Annotated in this window: 9 protein-coding genes; 6 read left to right on the top strand and 3 right to left on the bottom strand. The window is 57.5% G+C overall.

What is annotated here, in order from left to right; all coding sequences use genetic code 11:
* Positions 1-34 precede the first annotated feature (34 nt).
* From PGR91_RS05225 to PGR91_RS05215, 3 genes are read right to left on the bottom strand one after another with little or no spacing between them, the layout of a single operon-like run.
* Positions 35-2,824, bottom strand: a complete 2,790-nt coding sequence (locus tag PGR91_RS05225) for an alpha-L-rhamnosidase (RefSeq protein ID WP_118656414.1) — start codon at positions 2,822-2,824, stop codon at positions 35-37.
* 20 nt (positions 2,825-2,844) lie between these two features.
* Complete coding sequence (locus tag PGR91_RS05220) at positions 2,845-5,010, bottom strand: glycosyl hydrolase (protein WP_055201951.1); 2,166 nt, start codon at positions 5,008-5,010, stop codon at positions 2,845-2,847.
* 22 nt (positions 5,011-5,032) lie between these two features.
* A complete protein-coding gene (locus PGR91_RS05215; RefSeq protein ID WP_101571271.1) occupies positions 5,033-6,265 on the bottom strand; it encodes a glycoside hydrolase family 99-like domain-containing protein in 1,233 nt (410 codons plus the stop codon).
* A 194-nt stretch (positions 6,266-6,459) separates the two neighbouring features.
* On the opposite strand from PGR91_RS05215, the gene PGR91_RS05210 reads away from it, so the two are divergent.
* The 6 genes from PGR91_RS05210 to PGR91_RS05185 all read left to right on the top strand — a co-directional run bounded on the left by PGR91_RS05210 (position 6,460) and on the right by PGR91_RS05185 (position 17,211).
* Positions 6,460-8,868: an outer membrane beta-barrel family protein gene (locus PGR91_RS05210; RefSeq protein WP_101571269.1), complete on the top strand. Its 2,409-nt coding sequence runs from the start codon at positions 6,460-6,462 to the stop codon at positions 8,866-8,868.
* 264 nt (positions 8,869-9,132) lie between these two features.
* Positions 9,133-11,049 carry a BACON domain-containing protein gene (locus tag PGR91_RS05205; protein ID WP_118656412.1) on the top strand — a complete coding sequence of 639 codons (1,917 nt, stop codon included), beginning with the start codon at positions 9,133-9,135 and terminating at the stop codon, positions 11,047-11,049.
* Between the two features lie 233 nt (positions 11,050-11,282).
* A complete protein-coding gene (locus PGR91_RS05200; protein ID WP_118459072.1) occupies positions 11,283-11,636 on the top strand; it encodes a hypothetical protein in 354 nt (117 codons plus the stop codon).
* An 86-nt stretch (positions 11,637-11,722) separates the two neighbouring features.
* Positions 11,723-12,835 carry an efflux RND transporter periplasmic adaptor subunit gene (locus PGR91_RS05195; RefSeq protein ID WP_118656410.1) on the top strand — a complete coding sequence of 371 codons (1,113 nt, stop codon included), beginning with the start codon at positions 11,723-11,725 and terminating at the stop codon, positions 12,833-12,835.
* A gap of 3 nt (positions 12,836-12,838) precedes the next feature.
* On the top strand, positions 12,839-15,940 hold the full coding sequence (locus PGR91_RS05190; RefSeq protein WP_118656408.1) for an efflux RND transporter permease subunit: 3,102 nt from the start codon (positions 12,839-12,841) through the stop codon (positions 15,938-15,940).
* Positions 15,937-17,211, top strand: a complete 1,275-nt coding sequence (locus tag PGR91_RS05185) for a TolC family protein (RefSeq protein ID WP_101571259.1) — start codon at positions 15,937-15,939, stop codon at positions 17,209-17,211. Before PGR91_RS05190 ends, PGR91_RS05185 begins: the two co-directional genes overlap by 4 nt.
* Positions 17,212-17,281 lie beyond the last annotated feature (70 nt).

Genomic DNA, 17,281 nt, shown 5'->3' with positions numbered 1-17,281 from the left:
ATCGGTATCCGCCTTGCTTTTTGATGGACGCGTGCTATTCGATAACAATCGCGTAGTGTCCCGACGGAAAGCGGTACAGCGGATTTTCCGCGCCTTGTCCGGCGGTCGGATAACGGTTTTTGTCCAGCGGCTGGCCGTTGACCGTAACGGTTTTGCCGTCCGGCAGGGCTACCAGTCCGGAGGCGTTCGCCGGAATTTCGATCTTCCAGTCCATTTTGCCGCCTTCCTGTTTCCAGTCGCTTTTGACTTCGCCGTACGGGGTTTCCAGCGTCGCTTTCGCCCACGGCAGGTAGGCCGTCATCGTCGGTTCGAAACGGGTCACTTTGAAACCGGGGCCCGAAGCGTCCGGACGGATGCCGGCGATGTCTTCATAGAACCACGTGTCGTAGACGCCCTGCATCGGGTGGCTCAGCGAACTTCCTCTCAGGCAGAGTTCCTTGCTGGCTGCATTGACCGGCAGCGTTTCCCACAGCGTCGTGGCGTCGGCGTCGGTCCACATGTAGGCGAAACTGTTTTCGCCGGTTTTGGTGAACATGTCCCAGGCTGCCTGGCTGTTGCCGTAGCGCGACAATGCCTGGCCGATGTGGCCCAATCCGAAGATACCGGTATGCATGAAGTTGTCGTACTTCTCCTTCATGTTGCGGACGGTGGCGTCGGAAACCGCTTTTTCGTCGCCGGCCGGCACCATGCCGTAAGCCAGCGCCATCGCGTTTGCGGTCTGGCTGCCGAACGTTTTGTTCGTTTTGTCGTAGAATTTATCGACGAAAGCCTTGCCGATCCGGTCGCGCAGGGCGGCATAATGCGCCGCGTCTTCCGTTTTGCCGAGTACGGCCGCCGCTTGCGAAACGAGGTCCGCGTCGTGATAGTGGAACGCTGTCGAGCTGACCGGGATCGGGCAGTCGATCGCCGCGTTTCCGTTCGGCGGACACCAGTCGCCCAGACCGTAGGGAACGATGTCGTTCTCGGTCAGCGCCGCGATGTGATCGACCCATTGTTTCATTTCGCCGTAGTAGATTTCGAGCGCTTCCTTGTTGCCGAAATAGAGGTAGATATCCCACGGGATCTGGACGACGGCGGTGCCCCAGTCCGGCGATGCCACGCCGCACAGGCGGCGTCCCGGGGAGATCATGAACGGAATGCCCGGTTGCTTGTCTGCAAAATAAAATTCGCTGTTGTGCAGCTTCTGATGCAGCGTGTTTTCGAGGAATACCGACGACGAAGAGCTGACGTCGCCCATGTATTTCATCCAGAAGTTATTCATGCCGTAATTCATACTTTCGAACGGCGCTACCGCATGGGCGTCGCCGAGCCAGCCGCAGCGTTCGCGGTGCGGGCAGTCGGTCGGCAGGCCGTGAATGTTGCTCAACATCGTCCGGACGGCCAGTTCGTGCAGGCGATTGATTTGCGGGTCGGCGCATTCGAACGTACCGATCCGTTCGACGTCGGTGTGTACGACCACCGCTTTCAGCCAGTCTTTTTCGGGTTGGGTCGCCGCGCCCGATAGTTCGAGGTAGCGGAATCCGTGGTACGTGAACCGGGGCGTCCATTTTTCCTTGCCTTTTCCGGTGCAGACGTATTCGTCGGTCTGTACGACGCCGGTCGCGGCTACGCCGGTCGTGTTGTATTCGATCGACTTGTCGGCGGCCAGCGTTTCGCCCATCCGCATTTTGATCCGGGTGCCGGCCGGCTGTTCGACGGTCAGCAGCGGGATGGCTGCCACGTTGACGCCGAAATCGTAGATCCAGTTGCCCTGCGGATCCTGCCACAACGCTACCGGAGCGATCTCCTGTTTCATTCGGATCGGTTCTATCAGTTGCGGTTTCAGTTCTTTCGGAATAACGCCTCCGGCCGGCAGTGCGGACTGCCAGTCCGCGCACGGAGTTTTCGCATCGGCCCAGCCGGCGATCTCCTTGTTCGCGTCGTATACCTCGCCGGCGTAGAGGTTCGAGCTGAGTACCGGCCCGGGCGCCCATTTCCAGGTTTCGTCCGTGCCGATGATCTTTTTCGAACCGTCCTTATAAGTAATTTCCATTTGCGCCAGCAGGATCGGTTTGCCGTAGCTGAACCCGGGGCCCCATACCTTGCCCTGGTTGTACCAGCCGTCGCCGAGCATCACGCCGATGCAGTTGTCCCCTTTTTTCAGTCGGTTGGTCACGTCGAACGTGCTGTACAGCGCATACAGTTCGTAATTGCTCTGAGCCGGGTCGAGTATCCGGGTCGAGTCTACGCGGCGGCCGTTGAAAAACAGGTCGCTGCACCCGAGACCGGAGAGGTAGATCACGGCGCGTACCGGTTTCGTACCCGGTTGATCCGCGTTGAAAACGGTGCGGAAATAGGGCAGCGGACTGCCTTCCTCCCATTGGGCGGTGATCCATTTCGCTTGCCATTGGTCGGCTGCGGGACCCAGCGAGAACGATGCGGGATCGCTCCACGAAGTCGGTCGGTCGGCGCCGTCCCAGATGCGGACGCGCCACCAGTAACGCTCGCCCGGTTTCAGGTCGGCGCCCTGCGGACGGACGTTCAGTTGCTGGTCGGAAAGTTGTTTGCCGGACGACCATACGTCGGCTTTTCCATTCTTCAAAGCCTTTTCGTCGGAAGCGATTTCGATCTCCCAGGCCGTTTGCACGACGCTGTCGGCTTCCGATTCGATCTGCCAACTGAATACGGCCCGATCGACGCCTTCCGGATCGTCCAGGTCGCGGCAGCGCAGTTCGGTCACTTCCGTGTCGCCTCCGGCGCGTTTCGCTCCGCCGGATCCGTTGCAAGAGTTCAGCGCCGGCAATACCGACAGCAGGATTCCTGCGAGAAACAGTTTGAATTTCATAGTTGTCTGTTGGTTTTAAGTTATTTGGTTTGTCGTATGATCATGCCGTCGTACGGGCCGAAGGGTAGCGGCGCGCCGTTTTCCAGCGGTTTGACTTCGCCTGTCTGCGGATTCCATCCTTCGAGCGATTTGGCGCCGGGAAAGTTTGCCTTGACCGTTTTCGGGGCGTTCGTATCGTTGACGATGAAATAGACGTTCCGTCCGCCGATCCGTTTGTGGCTGTGCAACACCCCGGCGTAGGAGTCCAATACGATATCGCGGTCGAGCACCCCTTCGAGCAGGTAGTTCAGCAGCCGCGCGTTGAACGTCGGTTCGTAGTAGACCGCAGGGGTGAGGGTCTTGTCCCCGACCATCTGGGCGACGGCGCTTTCGACCGCTTCGGACGGGAACGCGTCCGGCGTATTTTTCGGCAGCGCTTCGAGCAGGATCACGCAACCTCCGGCCCGGGCGAACTCCGTGATGCGGGTCAACATCTGCGGCGTAATCGTCTCGACGCCCGGCAGGATCAGCACATCCCAGCGCAGTTCGCCGTGCGCGAGACTTTTGTTCTCTACCTTGGATTGTTCGATCCCGGCCGCGTCGACGTACGAAAATTCCCAGCCGTTGTCGTACAGGCAGTCGCTGACGCGGTCGAACAACTGCGACAGCCGCTGCGCTTCGGGGGCTCCTCCGGCGACGTTGTCCCAGCTTTGCAGGCAGGACGGCAGCGGACGGTATTTCGACCACAGCGTTTCGACCGGGTAGTAGACGGCGATGCGCGAAGCCCGCACGCCTCCCGCCAGCATCATTTCGACGCGGGCGATGTAGTCGTTGAACGCTTTGCGACCGTTCGAATCTTCGTGCTGAAGTTGCAGGTAGTTGTTGAAGTCGGTCACTCCGCCGACGATCTGGCGGTTCAGCGATCCTTTGATTTCGATCGTGGGAGCCTCTTTGCCGTCATAGAAATTATAGTCCGAGATCGGGCACGATTCGCACATGACCATCGAATTGCCTTGCAGTTCGGCGGCCGACGACGCCAATCGCGAAGAGTACAGGTAGCGGCGCGTAAAGCTCGGCATACCGGTCAGCACGTCGATGCCCGGTACGTCCATCTCGCGGTAGCAGGCCATGATGCTGCCGTACAGCGGAACCTGCGCCATCATCGTCTCTTCGACGAGCAGATGTCCGCCCGATTTGAGCTTTTGCGTGGAACAATATTCCCGTATCTGACGAAAATAGTTCCGGCTCATGAAATCCGCGATGATCCGGAAATACCGGTAGCGGAGTTTCTCCCCTTCCGGCCCCCGATCCAGCATCATCGGCAGCAGCACGTCTTTCAGATCGGCGCTGTAACGGGTCATGAATTCGGTCGATACGTTTTCTTTCCACGGGTAGACGCCGTATCCGAGGTTCGGGAACGGCAGAGCCATCGACGACGGTTCGTCGGTAAACGTGGAGGTGAAAAGGGTTCCGAGTTTCTCTGTAAAAGCCTGCGCGTAGCGCCGGTGCGTCAGTTCGATGAACCGTTTGGTCACTTCGGGCATCAGCAGACTCGGGTAGCGCGGCGTCGTTCCGCCCCGGTCGGTGCCGGCCTGGAATCCGGTGTAAAGCGGCGCGTGCGAAATCTGGGCGATTGTCCACGTGCCGTCGGGAGCCGTCCACCGGATCCGACCGTCGCGAATCGACGACAGCAGGCTCCGCGCCCGGTCGTATTCCAACTGCCCGTCGACCGAAGGCACCGCTTTGACCAGGATCGGCTGTCCCGGCAGCAGCGGCAGGTCGACGGCGGTTCCGCCGTTGACGGTCGTATCTTTAAAAAGAAGGCCTTCCGCCTCCCACTCCGGATGTTCGTCGAGCACGTAGGTGTCGGCCATTCCGGACGGATAGCTTCTTTCGTCATACAGCCACAGGTCCAGTCCGCGCGCTTTCGATGCGTGGACGAACCGATTGAATACTTTCAGCTCTTCGTCGCTTTTGAGGTATTCGTTCGGGTTGACGTTGGTCGCCATGCCGCCGTACCCGTTGGAGATGATCCACTGGATCATCGAGTCCTGCTCCCGGTCGTCGCGCGGCATACTGTGTCGGTTGACGTTCATCCGGTATTCGAGCGTGGGTTTCAGGAAATCGGCTTGCAGTTTCTTTTCGTTCTGTGCGCAGGCGACCGTGCTTCCCAGCAACAGCGCTACGGCGAGTTTGAATCTGATCATCGTTTTTCTGTCGTGTGTTATGTTACTCGGCTGCTGTCGGCGCGGCCTGTCCGAAGACGGCTTTGATCGCTTCGAGATATCCCGTCCCGTGGATCGAGTCCGGTTCGATGTAGCTGCCTTCGGTCCATTCGTTCCAACTGTTGATGTTCAGGATGCGCGGCCCGTTCGGGTCGGCGAGCAGTCTGTCCTTGGTCCGCTGCAGCGCTTCCCGGAAATTTTCGGGGGTGTTGTTGCCGATCGTATAGGTTACCAGGTAGTTTTTAATGCCCTCGGGCGTTTGTTCCACATAGCGCGGAGACGGGTCCCAGCCCATCGTTACATTCGGGTAGTACGGCACGCCGTATTCCGCCCGCGCCTTGTCCCAGAACGCGAAATAGTCGTCCATGGCTTTGATGTAGTCCGTTTGCAGATCGGGCAGCGGCGTGTGGTGGATCCAGACGTACGAAGTTCCCGAGTCGAATCCGAGTTTTTTCAGCAGTTCGGGCGTATTCTCGGCGGCTTTTTCGCCCGGAAGCACCGGATTGCCCCACGTTACCAGGTTCCAGTGAACTCCCGGCAGGCCGGCCGCCACGGCTTTTTCGCGCAGTTTGTCCATAGCTGCGCGGGCCGCTTCGACGGAACCGAAGTTCTCGACGAATTTCTGCACGTCGTAGACCGAAAAGTAGGGCTTGCCGTCCACCGTCCAATAATTCGGTTTCGTAAAATATTCTTTGATAATCAGGTCGCCGATCTTGTCGAACGTTTCGGGCGTCACCCGTCCCGGATAGAGGATTTTCTGTTCGTCGCCTTTCGTGTAGGGGTGGATGTCGAGCCAGTCGTGATTGGCCCACATCAGCGCGAATTTCAGTTTTTCGGTATTCGGCGCTTTCAGGAAGCCTTCGTCCAGCGCGCGGTTCAGGAACGGCCCGTCGTCGTAGTAATACCAGTCGAAAATGAAAACGTCGACCCCGTTGTCGGCTGCCGCGTCGATCTTACGGGCCATCTCCGCCGGGTCTTTTTCGTCGGTATATCCCCAGGCCGGCACTTTGGGCTGCTGCTGGCCGTCGAAACAGGGACGGGCTTTCTTGACCAGTTCCCATTCGGCCCAGCCGTCGCCCTTGAGGCTGTCGTTACGTCGGTCGTGGGTGTGGTAATTCGGGAAATAGTAGCAGGCTACCGTGATCCGGTCGGGGTCTTCCGTCTTTTTCGGAGAGGAGCCGCAGGATGCGAATGCAACAGCCAGCGCGGAGCAGGCGATCGTGGTAAAGATTTTCATTTTGAGTCGGTTTTAGATCGGGTTATATTCGTGGACTAAGGTACGAAAAACTGTGCATTCTCCCAAAAAAAAGTGCGGCGGATTCCGCTGGGGAGAGGAGCCGACTCCGGTCGCGTTTCCCGAATTCGGATATTTTATTTTACATTTGTCGTTTCGAATACCTAACCCTGACCTAACCCGATTAACCGAACTGCATGAGACTGCTTTGCCTGTTGCTGTTGACTTTTTTCGCGGCGCCCGCGGCCGCTTCTCCGATCTGCGTGGCGGGAAGACTGGCTGAAACCGGCTCCGGAAAGGCGATCGATTTCGCCGAAATCTACCTTTTTACCGGCGGGAACGTCCGGCCGGCGCGTCAGACGCTGCCGGACGAGCAGGGCGGTTTCCGGCTGGATTCCGTCGATCCGGGTGCTTATACGCTGATGATCCGCCTGATAGGATACGACGTGCTGACCCGCGAGGTCGCGCTGGAACATTCGGCCGGCACGGTCGATTTGGGCGTGCTGTACCTTACCCCGCTGGAGAACGGGATCGCCGAAGTGGAGGTCGTCGCCGCGAGAAAACAGCTCGTTTACAAGCTCGACAAAAAAGTGGTGGACGCTTCGTCCAACATCATGGGCGGCGGCGGGTCGGCCGTGGATATTCTGGAGAATACCCCTTCGGTGCGCGTGGATGCGGAGGGAAACCTGTCGTTTCGCGGCAGCAGCGGGTTTACGGTCTACGTGGACGGCAAGCCCAGCGTGTTTTCCGGTTCGCAGGCGCTCGAACAGATTCCCGCCGGGCATATCGAGAACATCGAAATCATTACGACTCCGTCGGCGAGGCACGACGCGGAGGGCGATGTGGGCATTATCAACGTCATTACCAAAAAGCATACGCAACGCGGGCTCAGCGGCACGGTGAACCTGTCCGGCAGCACGGCGTTGTCGCGCAACGTCGATTTCCTGTTGACCCGTCAGAACGAGGCTTCCCGTTGGTATGCCGGCGGCGTGTGGTTCGACAAATTGCGCAAAAGCGATTTCGAGCAGCAGAAGACGACGGTCGTGGACGACCTTACCACCACGTCGCGTTCGAAAGGGCCGCGCGTCGGGGATAATTACAATTATACGCTGAAGGCGGGATGGGCGTACGCGCTTCCGCGCACGTCGTTCTCGGTGGACGTCGAAGGCGGATACCGGGGCAACAAGCGCAACGGCCGACTGGATTACCGGGAGAGCCGCTTTTCGCAGGGAACGGGCGACGGCGAGATCGGCGACTACCGAAGCCTGGACGATTACGACAACCGCGAAACCATCGGCCTGGGAACCGTGGCCGTCGGACACAGGTTCAACGACAAAGGACACGAGCTTTCGGCCAGTTTTTATTATAAATACGGCGGAGGCGCGGTCGAATATTTCCAGAGCGATCTCTTCAATCTGCAGGGCGAACGCGAGCAAGGGCACCGCGCCTGGGAATCCGAGTACCGCATCACGGCCCGCGGAAACCTGGACTACGTGCTGCCGTACAGCAAAACCGGGAAGATCGAGGCCGGTTACCAGTATTACTCTTACCTGGAGGACAGCAAGTACGAAATGCAGTTCTGGAATCCCGAGACGAAAACGTTTTACTGGCGCGACGACATTTACAATACTTCTTATTTCCGCGAGAACGTCAATTCGGTCTACGCGATTCTGTCCGAGAACCTGCGCGCGCTGGAGATCCAGGCCGGCGTCCGGGGCGAATATACCCACACCCGCCTGCGCAGTTCGATCGCCGGGGCCAGCCGCGACAAACGGCGTTTCGAGGGGTTTCCGTCGATGCACTTGGGATATACGTTTCCGCGCGGCCACCGGCTGCTGGTTTCCTATTCGCGGCGAACCACCCGCCCGCAGCTTTTTTACATGGAGCCCTATATTACTTTCCGCGATTACTATACGGCCGAGATCGGCAATCCCGATATCCGTCCCGAATACATCCATTCGTACGAACTGACCTACCGGAAAAGTTTCCGGGACAACAACGTTTCGGCGACTTTTTTCCACCGTTCGCGCAGGGACAAGATCGAACGGCTCCGGGTGCCTTACGAGGCGGGCGTCACGCTCGACTCGATGGCCAACGTGGGGCACGACTATTCGACCGGCGTGGAGCTGACCGCCGTCGTTCGCGTCGCGCGCTGGTGGAATACCTCGCTGAACGGCAATCTGTATTATTATAAGATACGCAACGAGTTGGCCGCCGGGGGCGGACGCGAATCGAGTACGAATTACGACATCATGTGGAACAATGCCTTCGATGCCGGCAAAAATACGCGGATTCAGTTGGACGCCAACTTCGTAGGGCCTTCGGTCACGACCCAGGGGCGTACCGATGCTTTTTGGTACGTCAATCTCGCCGTCCGGCAGCAGTTCTTCAAACGGAAGCTTTCCGCGACGCTCTCCTGCCGGGATCTGTTCGGCAGCGCGCGTTATGTCAGCGATATCCGTACGGCCGACCTGCAGTCGTTGACGCGCATCCGTCCCAAATATCCGCTGATCGCCCTGACGTTGGGGTATGTTTTCAACAGTTTTAAGGCAAAAACGGATCCGGCGAAGGAGAGTCATGACCTGTTCGAGGGCACCAACCATTGACCGGAATGTCTTATTTTCCTATAAAACCGGCCTGAAAATTTCGAAAAAGGGTTCGTTTTTCGGAACGGGACGGAACGGCCGTTCGGCGCGGCGCGGGATTGTAAGGGGGTGAGAATGTTCGCTGTTTCCGTCCGGCGCGACGCTGCGAAAGGGTGCAAAATAATTTTTCCCGACAAATTTCGAGTCAATTTATCGTATTTATTTGATTAATTATGAAAAAATTCTTTATATTTGTTCAATCTAAAATCTCTAAATGCTCAAACTATGAAAAAATTTACTTTATGCAGTTTATTATTGCTGTCTTCGGTAATATTCTGGCGGTGCGAGGATGATTTCCAGTCGTCTATGAAGTTGGGCGACTTCTCATTCATGCTCGATACGACCACCTGGAAAGTTCCCGTCGACGGTGGACGGGATTACCGGGTGATCGAGGCGCCGGGCGATTGGACTGTAAAGATCCAATATCCGGAAGGAACCACTGACAAGTGGGTGAAGATCAGCGATACCACGGGTAGTTTCGGTAAATATAAACTGACTCTTGTCGCCGGCGCGAACACTTCCTACGAGTTTGCCCGCGAGGCTTCTTTGGTTTTCTCCAGCGGAGAACAGACCGAAACCATGAAGATTTACCAGCCGACCCCGATCGGAGCCGTGGTTAAACAGGACACCTATAACGTGGAAGCGGGCGATACGGTGATCAAAGTCGAATTCACGGTGAACGTGCCGTACGACTATTCGATCAGCGACAACGCGCAGAAGTGGATTATCCCTGTGTTGGGTAAAGCGGTGGACAACGTGACGCTTCAGTTCCAGATTCTGGCCAGCAACCGGAGCCGCGAACGCGTCGGGACGATCACGATCTATCCGGAAGGAGGCGAAGCCGTACCGGTTACGGTTACGCAGGCCGGCGCTTCGGAACTGATCGAGTACCCGATCTACGAAGAGACCGATCTCCGCGGAAACGTTTCGTTCGTGAAGAACAGCGACGGATCGATGGATGCGTGGTTCCTGCGTTCGACTCCGATGAAGTTCCAGAGCGAACCGCATATGTATAATAAGACGGGCTGGTGGTATGCTGTTACCGATAATACCAACAACGCACATTGGGGTAAAGACGCGTACGATCTGGGCAGCGGCCCCATTGCATTGAAATTCTACGCTTCCACGGCATTCAATCAGTTGTGCTACATGGGCAGCGGTTCTTGCACCTTTACCTTGTATCCGTGGGATACGGATTATGCGACGAGTATGGCCAAAACGCCGGTCTTCCAGAAGACTATGACTTATGACGGCGGATGGGCTTATCCTACCGGAGCGGGCGAATACCTGCCTGCCGGAAATTATCTGGCTGTTGTCGAAGGAAGCGCGGGCAACTCGGTAATGGTAACGACGAACGAACCGGACGACGAAGTTTGGGCTTACGCCAACGGCGCTTCGACCAAGAAATTCCTGGCGCTGTCTTACGAAGTGTACTTCCAGAATCCTGGCGTAGAGTTCGATAATTTCAACGCATACGACTTCTCGGCGATGGTTAAGGCGCATTCGGCTGACGGTCAGTCGTGGGATGAACCCGAATTTGTCTTCACTGCGAACAATGCGATGCTGTCGCAGCGAGATAACCTGGGATATGCTAACAATATGGCGATAGCCAAAGTCGGTTCGGATTATTTCATGGCGTTGTCTCACGATGAAAACGGAATCTGGATGGCTAAATCCGCCAACGGAAAAGATAACTGGGAGATTCTGGGCGACAAGAGTATCCTTGAAAGCGGTAAGGTAGTTTCGATGTTCATCAACGACGCGATGATTTACCTCTACTTCCAGGTCGGCAGCGACATTCACGTCGCAACGACGAGCGCCGGCAGCAGTGATTGGTACACGACGCTGAAAGATAACGGATCGGTACTGACGGTTCCCAGCGGTGTAGGCGGCGTTTCGGTCGTGTACAATGCGAACATCAGTAAATACCAGATTCTCTATTCGCAGAGCGACGTGATCTCTTCTTACGTAGCCGATGCCGGTACCGATAAATTCGAAGCGGGCGACATCGTTGTGGATGGAACCAGAGCGGGGGCGACCCAGGTAGGTTACTTCACGAATGAAGCCGGTATCGTTCCGGACGAAGCTAAGACGTGGGTCGGCTATCAGTACTCTCGGGGACTTATCGCGATGCCTTTGTAATAAGGATTTAAAGGGTTTTTAAATCCTGTCTATAAAACTAAGGGGTTCGGCAAATTTGCCGAACCCCTTAGTTTTATATTTGTCGGGGAGGCGACGTCCGCAGCCTGCCGGCTTTCGTCGGACGGACCGAACGGCCGGCGCGGGAATGAATCCGGCGGGATTGTGCCGACAGTTCTTGCCGGAAACGGTGATATATAAAATAAACGATTATCTTTGTACCGGACGTCGAGCGTATGAAGCAGGGACTGGTGAAAATAGCGAAATGGCTGATGGTGGTGCTCTTTATGAGTTACTACTTCAGTACTACGCTTTTTTACCATACCCATCATTTCCAGTGGGGAACCGTTACGCACTCCCATCCTTACATTCCGTTCGAAGGCGGGATGCCTTCGCATTCCCATACGGCCGAACAGTGCGCGACGATCGGTTTGTTGTCGGCAATCGTTTTGTGGATCGCTGTCGCTCCGGCTCTTCTTTTCGCAAGGACGATCGTTACGCCGATTTATGTTTTCTTTTCGCGGTACGTTTCGCACCTTCGTTTGCCTGGCATTTTGCTCAGGGCCCCTCCTGTTTTCATTTGCGGGTGATTTACCGACAGGTTTTCGTAAGTCACGGTTTCTCCGGAAATTCGTTCCGGAGAGGAAAAAGCGTATGTTTTTTATAATTCGAGCAAATGAAAAAAATTATTTTTTCCATTGGTCTTGTATTGCTGTATGCCTGCGCGGACAGGTCGCAGGGGCAGCGGCATGCAGACGACCGGGGAGTCCGGGTGGAGGAAGAGTGCGTCGTGCTGGCGGCGGATTCTCCGATCCGGGAGCGCATTAAAACCCAATCGATTCATTTTTCCGATTACCAGGCTGCGTTTACGACCTCCGGGGTCGTGCAGGCTATTCCGACCGGTTATGCCGAGATCGCCTCGCCGTTTGCCGGGCGTATCGTCAAGTCGTTCGTCCGTCTCGGCCAGCAGGTTGTGCCGGGAAGTCCCGTTTTTTCGATCAGTTCTCCGTCGTTTTTCGAGACAGGAAAGGCTTATTACCAGGCCAAACAGGAGATGGAGCTGGCCCTGAAAAGCCTGAACCGAGAGAAAGACCTGCTCCGTAACAATGTCGGCGTCGCCAAGGAGGTCGAGGAGGCGGAGGTAAACTACGAACTCCGGAAGAAAGATTACGAGAACGCTCTCGCCGCATTGAGCGTGTTCCAGATCGAACCTGAAAAGATGACGTTGGGACAGCCGTTGGTCATTACTTCGCCGATCGCCGGCGAAATCGTGAAAAACAATATCGTTATCGGGCAATATATCAAAGAGGACGCCGGTCCGCTGGCTCTGGTGGCGGATCTGAACAAGGTTTGGGTGGTAGCCCATGTGAAAGAAAAAGATATCCCTCTGATCCGTCGGTTGAATCGGGCGGATATTCGTCTGATGGCGGTTCCGGATACCGTTTTCAGCGGTACCGTTTATCATGTCAGCGAATTGCTCGACGAGGAAACCCGTTCGGTGGAGGTCATTATCGAGTGCGATAATCGTGACCGGCGGCTGAAACCGTTCATGTACGGGACCGTACAGCTGACCGATACGCCGTCGCGCGCGCTGGTGATTCCGACCTCGGCCATCCTGCAGCGGGAGGACGATTGTTACGTGCTGGTACGCGAGTCCGAGGATCGTTACCGTAAAGTCCGGATCTCCGTATCGTCTTCCGACGAGCGGCAGACGGTCGTGTCTTCCGGACTCGGCGATGGCGACGAGGTCGTTACCGAGGGGGCGTTTTACCTGATCGACGCGCGGTAGCTTATGAAAAAGTTGATTTATGAGGCCATTCATCGGCGGGCGCTGATGTTTGTGCTGTTCGGCCTGTTGGCCGTGATCGGCTACTACGCGTGGACTCGGCTGGCTATCGACGCTTATCCGGATATCGCCGACGTAACGGTGCAGGTCGTTACGCAGGTTCCTGGACTGGCGGCCGAAGAGATCGAGCAACAGATTAGCATTCCGATCGAGCGGGCGATGAACGGCCTGCCCGGCCTGCATGTGATGCGGAGCAAAAATACGTTCGGCCTATCGACCGTGATCCTCGTGTTTCAGGACGGGGTGGACGATTATTGGGCCCGGCAGCGCGTGCAGGAGCGGTTGGTGGACGTGGAACTTCCCTACAATGCCGTTCCGGGCCTGAATCCGCTGACTTCGCCGACCGGCGAGATATTCCGTTACGTGGTCGAAAGCGACCGGCACGATCTGCGAGAGCTGACCGACCTGCATAAATGGGTGATCATTCCGCGCCTGAAACAGGTGACCGGCGTGGCGGACGTCAGCAATTACGGCGGGATCACGACGCAGTACCAGATCGAGATCGACCCGCACAAACTCGAACAGTACGGAATTTCGCTCGCCGACGTGGTCGAAAAGGTGGAAAAGAACAACGTCAATGCGGGAGGCAGCATGATTTCGCACGGCGATCTGAGCTATGTGATCCGTGGAATCGGACTGGTCAAAGGGCTCGAAGACCTCGGGAACATCGTGGTCAAGACCGAGAACGGCGTCCCGGTCTATCTGAGCGACATCGGCCGGTTGAAATACGGCAACCTCGAGCGCAAGGGGGTGCTGGGATTTACGGACGATACGCGGGACTATCAGGACGGCGTGGAAGGGATCGTGCAGATGTTGCGCGGACAGACTCCTTCGCAAGTGCTGCAAGGAGTGCACGGAGCGGTCGACGAACTGAACGGCGATATATTGCCCGAAGGGGTTTCGATCCATCCGTTCATGGACCGCACCGACCTGGTCAATACGACGCTGCATACCGTGTCGCATACGCTGTTCGAAGGAATGCTGCTGGTCGTGCTGGTGTTGATCCTGTTCCTGGGTAGTTGGCGGGGCGCGCTGCTGGTGGCCGTGACGATCCCGTTGTCGCTGTTGATCGCTTTTATCCTGATGAAGATTACGGATATTCCCGCCAACCTGCTGTCGCTCGGGGCGATCGACTTCGGGATACTGGTCGACGGGGCGATCGTGATGATGGAGACGATTCTCAAAGGACGTGAAAGTCGTCCCGACGTCGAGCTTTCCAAGGACGGCGTGGTCCGGCGTGCCACCGAAGTGGCGCGTCCGATCCTATTCTCGACGCTGATTATCATTACGGCTTACCTGCCCCTGTTCGCTTTCGAACATATCGAGCAGAAGATGTTTACCCCGATGGCCTATACGGTGGGATATGCGCTGCTGGGAGCGTTGGCCGTCGCGTTGTTGTTGACTCCCGGCTTGGCGTTCCTCGCTTACCGGATGCCGCGCAAAACCTACCGGAACCGGTGGCTCGAAAGGCTGACCGAAGCTTACGACCGCCGGATAAGGAACATTATGAAGCGTCCGAAGCGCATTTTCGCTCCGCTGGCTGCGATTCTGGCCGGGGCCGTCGTGCTTTCCGTTACGGTTGGCAAGGACTTCTTGCCGCCGATGGACGAAGGGGCGATCTGGATACAGGTGCAGCTTCCGCCGGGCATTTCGATCGAAAAGTCGAAAGAGATGGGAGCCGAACTGCGCAGGACGCTGAAACGGTTCGACGAGGTCTCGTACGTGATGACCCAGGTAGGACGCGACGACGAGGGGGCGGAGGCGTTCTCGCTGTCGCACGTCGAATGCGGCGTCGGGCTGAAGCCCTATAATACGTGGGAAAGCGGACGCAGCAAGAGCGAACTGATCGATGCGATGGCGGTCGAGCTGCAGAAGATGCCGGGATATTCGGTCGGTTTTTCGCAGCCGATCATCGACATGGTGATGGATCAGGTGGCCGGAGCGCACAGCGACCTTGCCGTAAAAATCTACGGCGAAGACCTGCACGAAACCCGCCGCATCGCCGAGCGGATCGAACAAACGCTCAGGACGGTGCCGGGAGCCGTCGATGTGGCGGTGGATCAGGAACCGCCGCTGCCGCAGTTGCAGATCATCGCCGACCGCGACCGGATCGCGCAGTACGGGCTGAACGTTTCGGATGTGACCGAGCTGATCGAGTTCGCGATCGGAGGAAGCGCCATCTCGCAGGTTTTTGTCGGCAGCAAGTCGTACGACGTGACCTGCCGGCTGAACGAAGAGTACCGGAACACGCCCGAAAAGATCGGGTCGCTGATGCTGACCAACGGCAGCGGTACGAAAATTCCGCTTTCGCAGGTCGCCGAGGTCAGGATGACCACCGGGGCCAGCACGATCACACGGGAGATGAACAGGCGTCACATGACCGTCCGCGTGAACCTGCGCGGCGTGGATTTGAGCACGTTCCTGCGCGATGCGAACCGGGCCATCGCCCGGAACGTGGACTACGATCGCGAAGAATTTCACCTGAAATGGGCCGGACAGTTCGAAAATCAGCACCGGGCTTACGCGCGGCTGGCCTTTGTCGTTCCGCTGGCGCTGTGCATCATGTTGCTGCTGCTGATCGTCGTTTGCGGAAAATTCCGGCAGGCGGCCGTACTGATGAGCGTCGTTCCATTGGCGCTGTTCGGCGGCATGTTGGCCCTGAACGTGCGCGGTATGACGCTGAACGTCTCGTCGGCGGTGGGATTCATCGCGCTGTTCGGCGTGGCGATCCAGAACGGGGTCATCATGATCTCGCACATCAACAACCTGCGCAGGCAGCAGGGGAAGGAGCTGTTCGATGCGGTGGTTTCCGGCGCGCGTCACCGTTTCCGTCCGGTGCTGATGACCGCGACGGTGGCGGTGCTCGGCTTGCTGCCGGCGTCGCTGTCGACCGGGATCGGTTCCGACGTGCAGCGACCGCTGGCCACCGTCATCGTCTACGGACTGTTGTTCGCGACCGTCGTGACGCTGTTCATCCTGCCGGCGCTCTACTACATGGTCGAAAGTTATCATCTCAAACGTAAAAGACCGGAACCGGATCAAGCATGAAAAAGAGAATCATTTTATGGATAGCATTGCTGCCGGGCGTCGCGGCCCAGGCGCAGACGCTCCACCGGACGGAATGTCCGCTGGGGTACGACCAGTACATCGGTCGGGTTTGGCGGGAAAATCTTTCCTATGCCGCCGAGAAGCTGAATGTCCGCATCGCCGATGCCGAGGTGAAAGCCGCGGGCGTATTCAACGATCCGCAGTTCGGCGTCGAGTACGGCAACAACGCCGACCGGCGGATGCAGATGGGGCAGAGCGTGTCGGCCGAGCTGAGCAAGACCTTCTCGCCCGGCAAGCGCGCCGCGCGGATCGACCTGGCCCGCAGCGAACAGGAACTGAGCGGGGCGTTGCTGGAAGACTATTTCCGTAACCTGCGGGCCGAAGCGACGCTTGCCTACCTCGATGCGGTCAAGCAGGCCGAACTGTTCCGCGTGAAGCAGGACGCTTACGAGAACATCCGCAAACTTGCCGAAGGGGACAGCGTCAAATACACGCTGGGCAAGATTACCCGCGTGGACGATATCCAGAGCGGACTCGAAGCCGGCATGATGTACAACGAACTGCTTCAGGCGCGTACCGACCTGCACAACGCTTTTTTCGCGCTGAATTTGCAGACGGCGACCTTCGACCGCGATACGCTCTACGTGCCGTCGGGCTCGTTGCACATGCCGGAACGGACGTTCGATCCCGATCGGCTCGTACAGTCCGCGCTGGACAACCGAGCCGACCTGGCCGCCGCGCTGAAAGACACGGAGGTTGCCCGGCGTGCGCTGACGGTAGCCCGGCGCGAACGGAATATGGATTTCGACGTATCGCTCGGTGTGAACCATAATACCGAAGTGCGTAACGAAATCGCTCCGGCGCCGCGTTTCAACGGCGTTACGGTGGGGCTTTCCGTACCGCTGAAATTTTCGAACCTAAACAAAGGTACCGTGCAGGCGGCCAAGTACCGGATCCAACAGGCCGAAGCCCGCTACCGGCAGGCCGAATTGGAGGTGCAGACCGAAGTGTTGCAAAACCTGCGGCAGTACCTTTCGCTGGCCGAACAGGTCAGACGTTACGAAACGGGGTTGCTGGAGAAAGCCAAATCGGTCATCGACGGTAAGATATACAGTTACGACCGGGGCGAAACGCCGTTGCTTGAGGTGTTGAACGCGCAGCGGACTTACGACGACCTGCGGACGGCCTATATCGAGACGTTGTACGACCATGCGGCGGCGCTGGTCGAACTCGAACGCAGCGCCGGCATCTGGGACGTCGTTGTCGAGTGATCGTGCCGGATGCGTCGGTGTCGGTAAAAAGAGGAAGGGCGAACCGATCACGGTTCGCCCTTCCTCTTTG

The sequence above is a fragment of the Candidatus Alistipes pullistercoris genome, assembly GCF_027665465.1.
Lineage (GTDB): Bacteria > Bacteroidota > Bacteroidia > Bacteroidales > Rikenellaceae > Alistipes_A > Alistipes_A hominis.
Note: the sequence above shows the minus strand (reverse complement) of the source record. Positions and strands in the feature narration are given on the sequence as shown.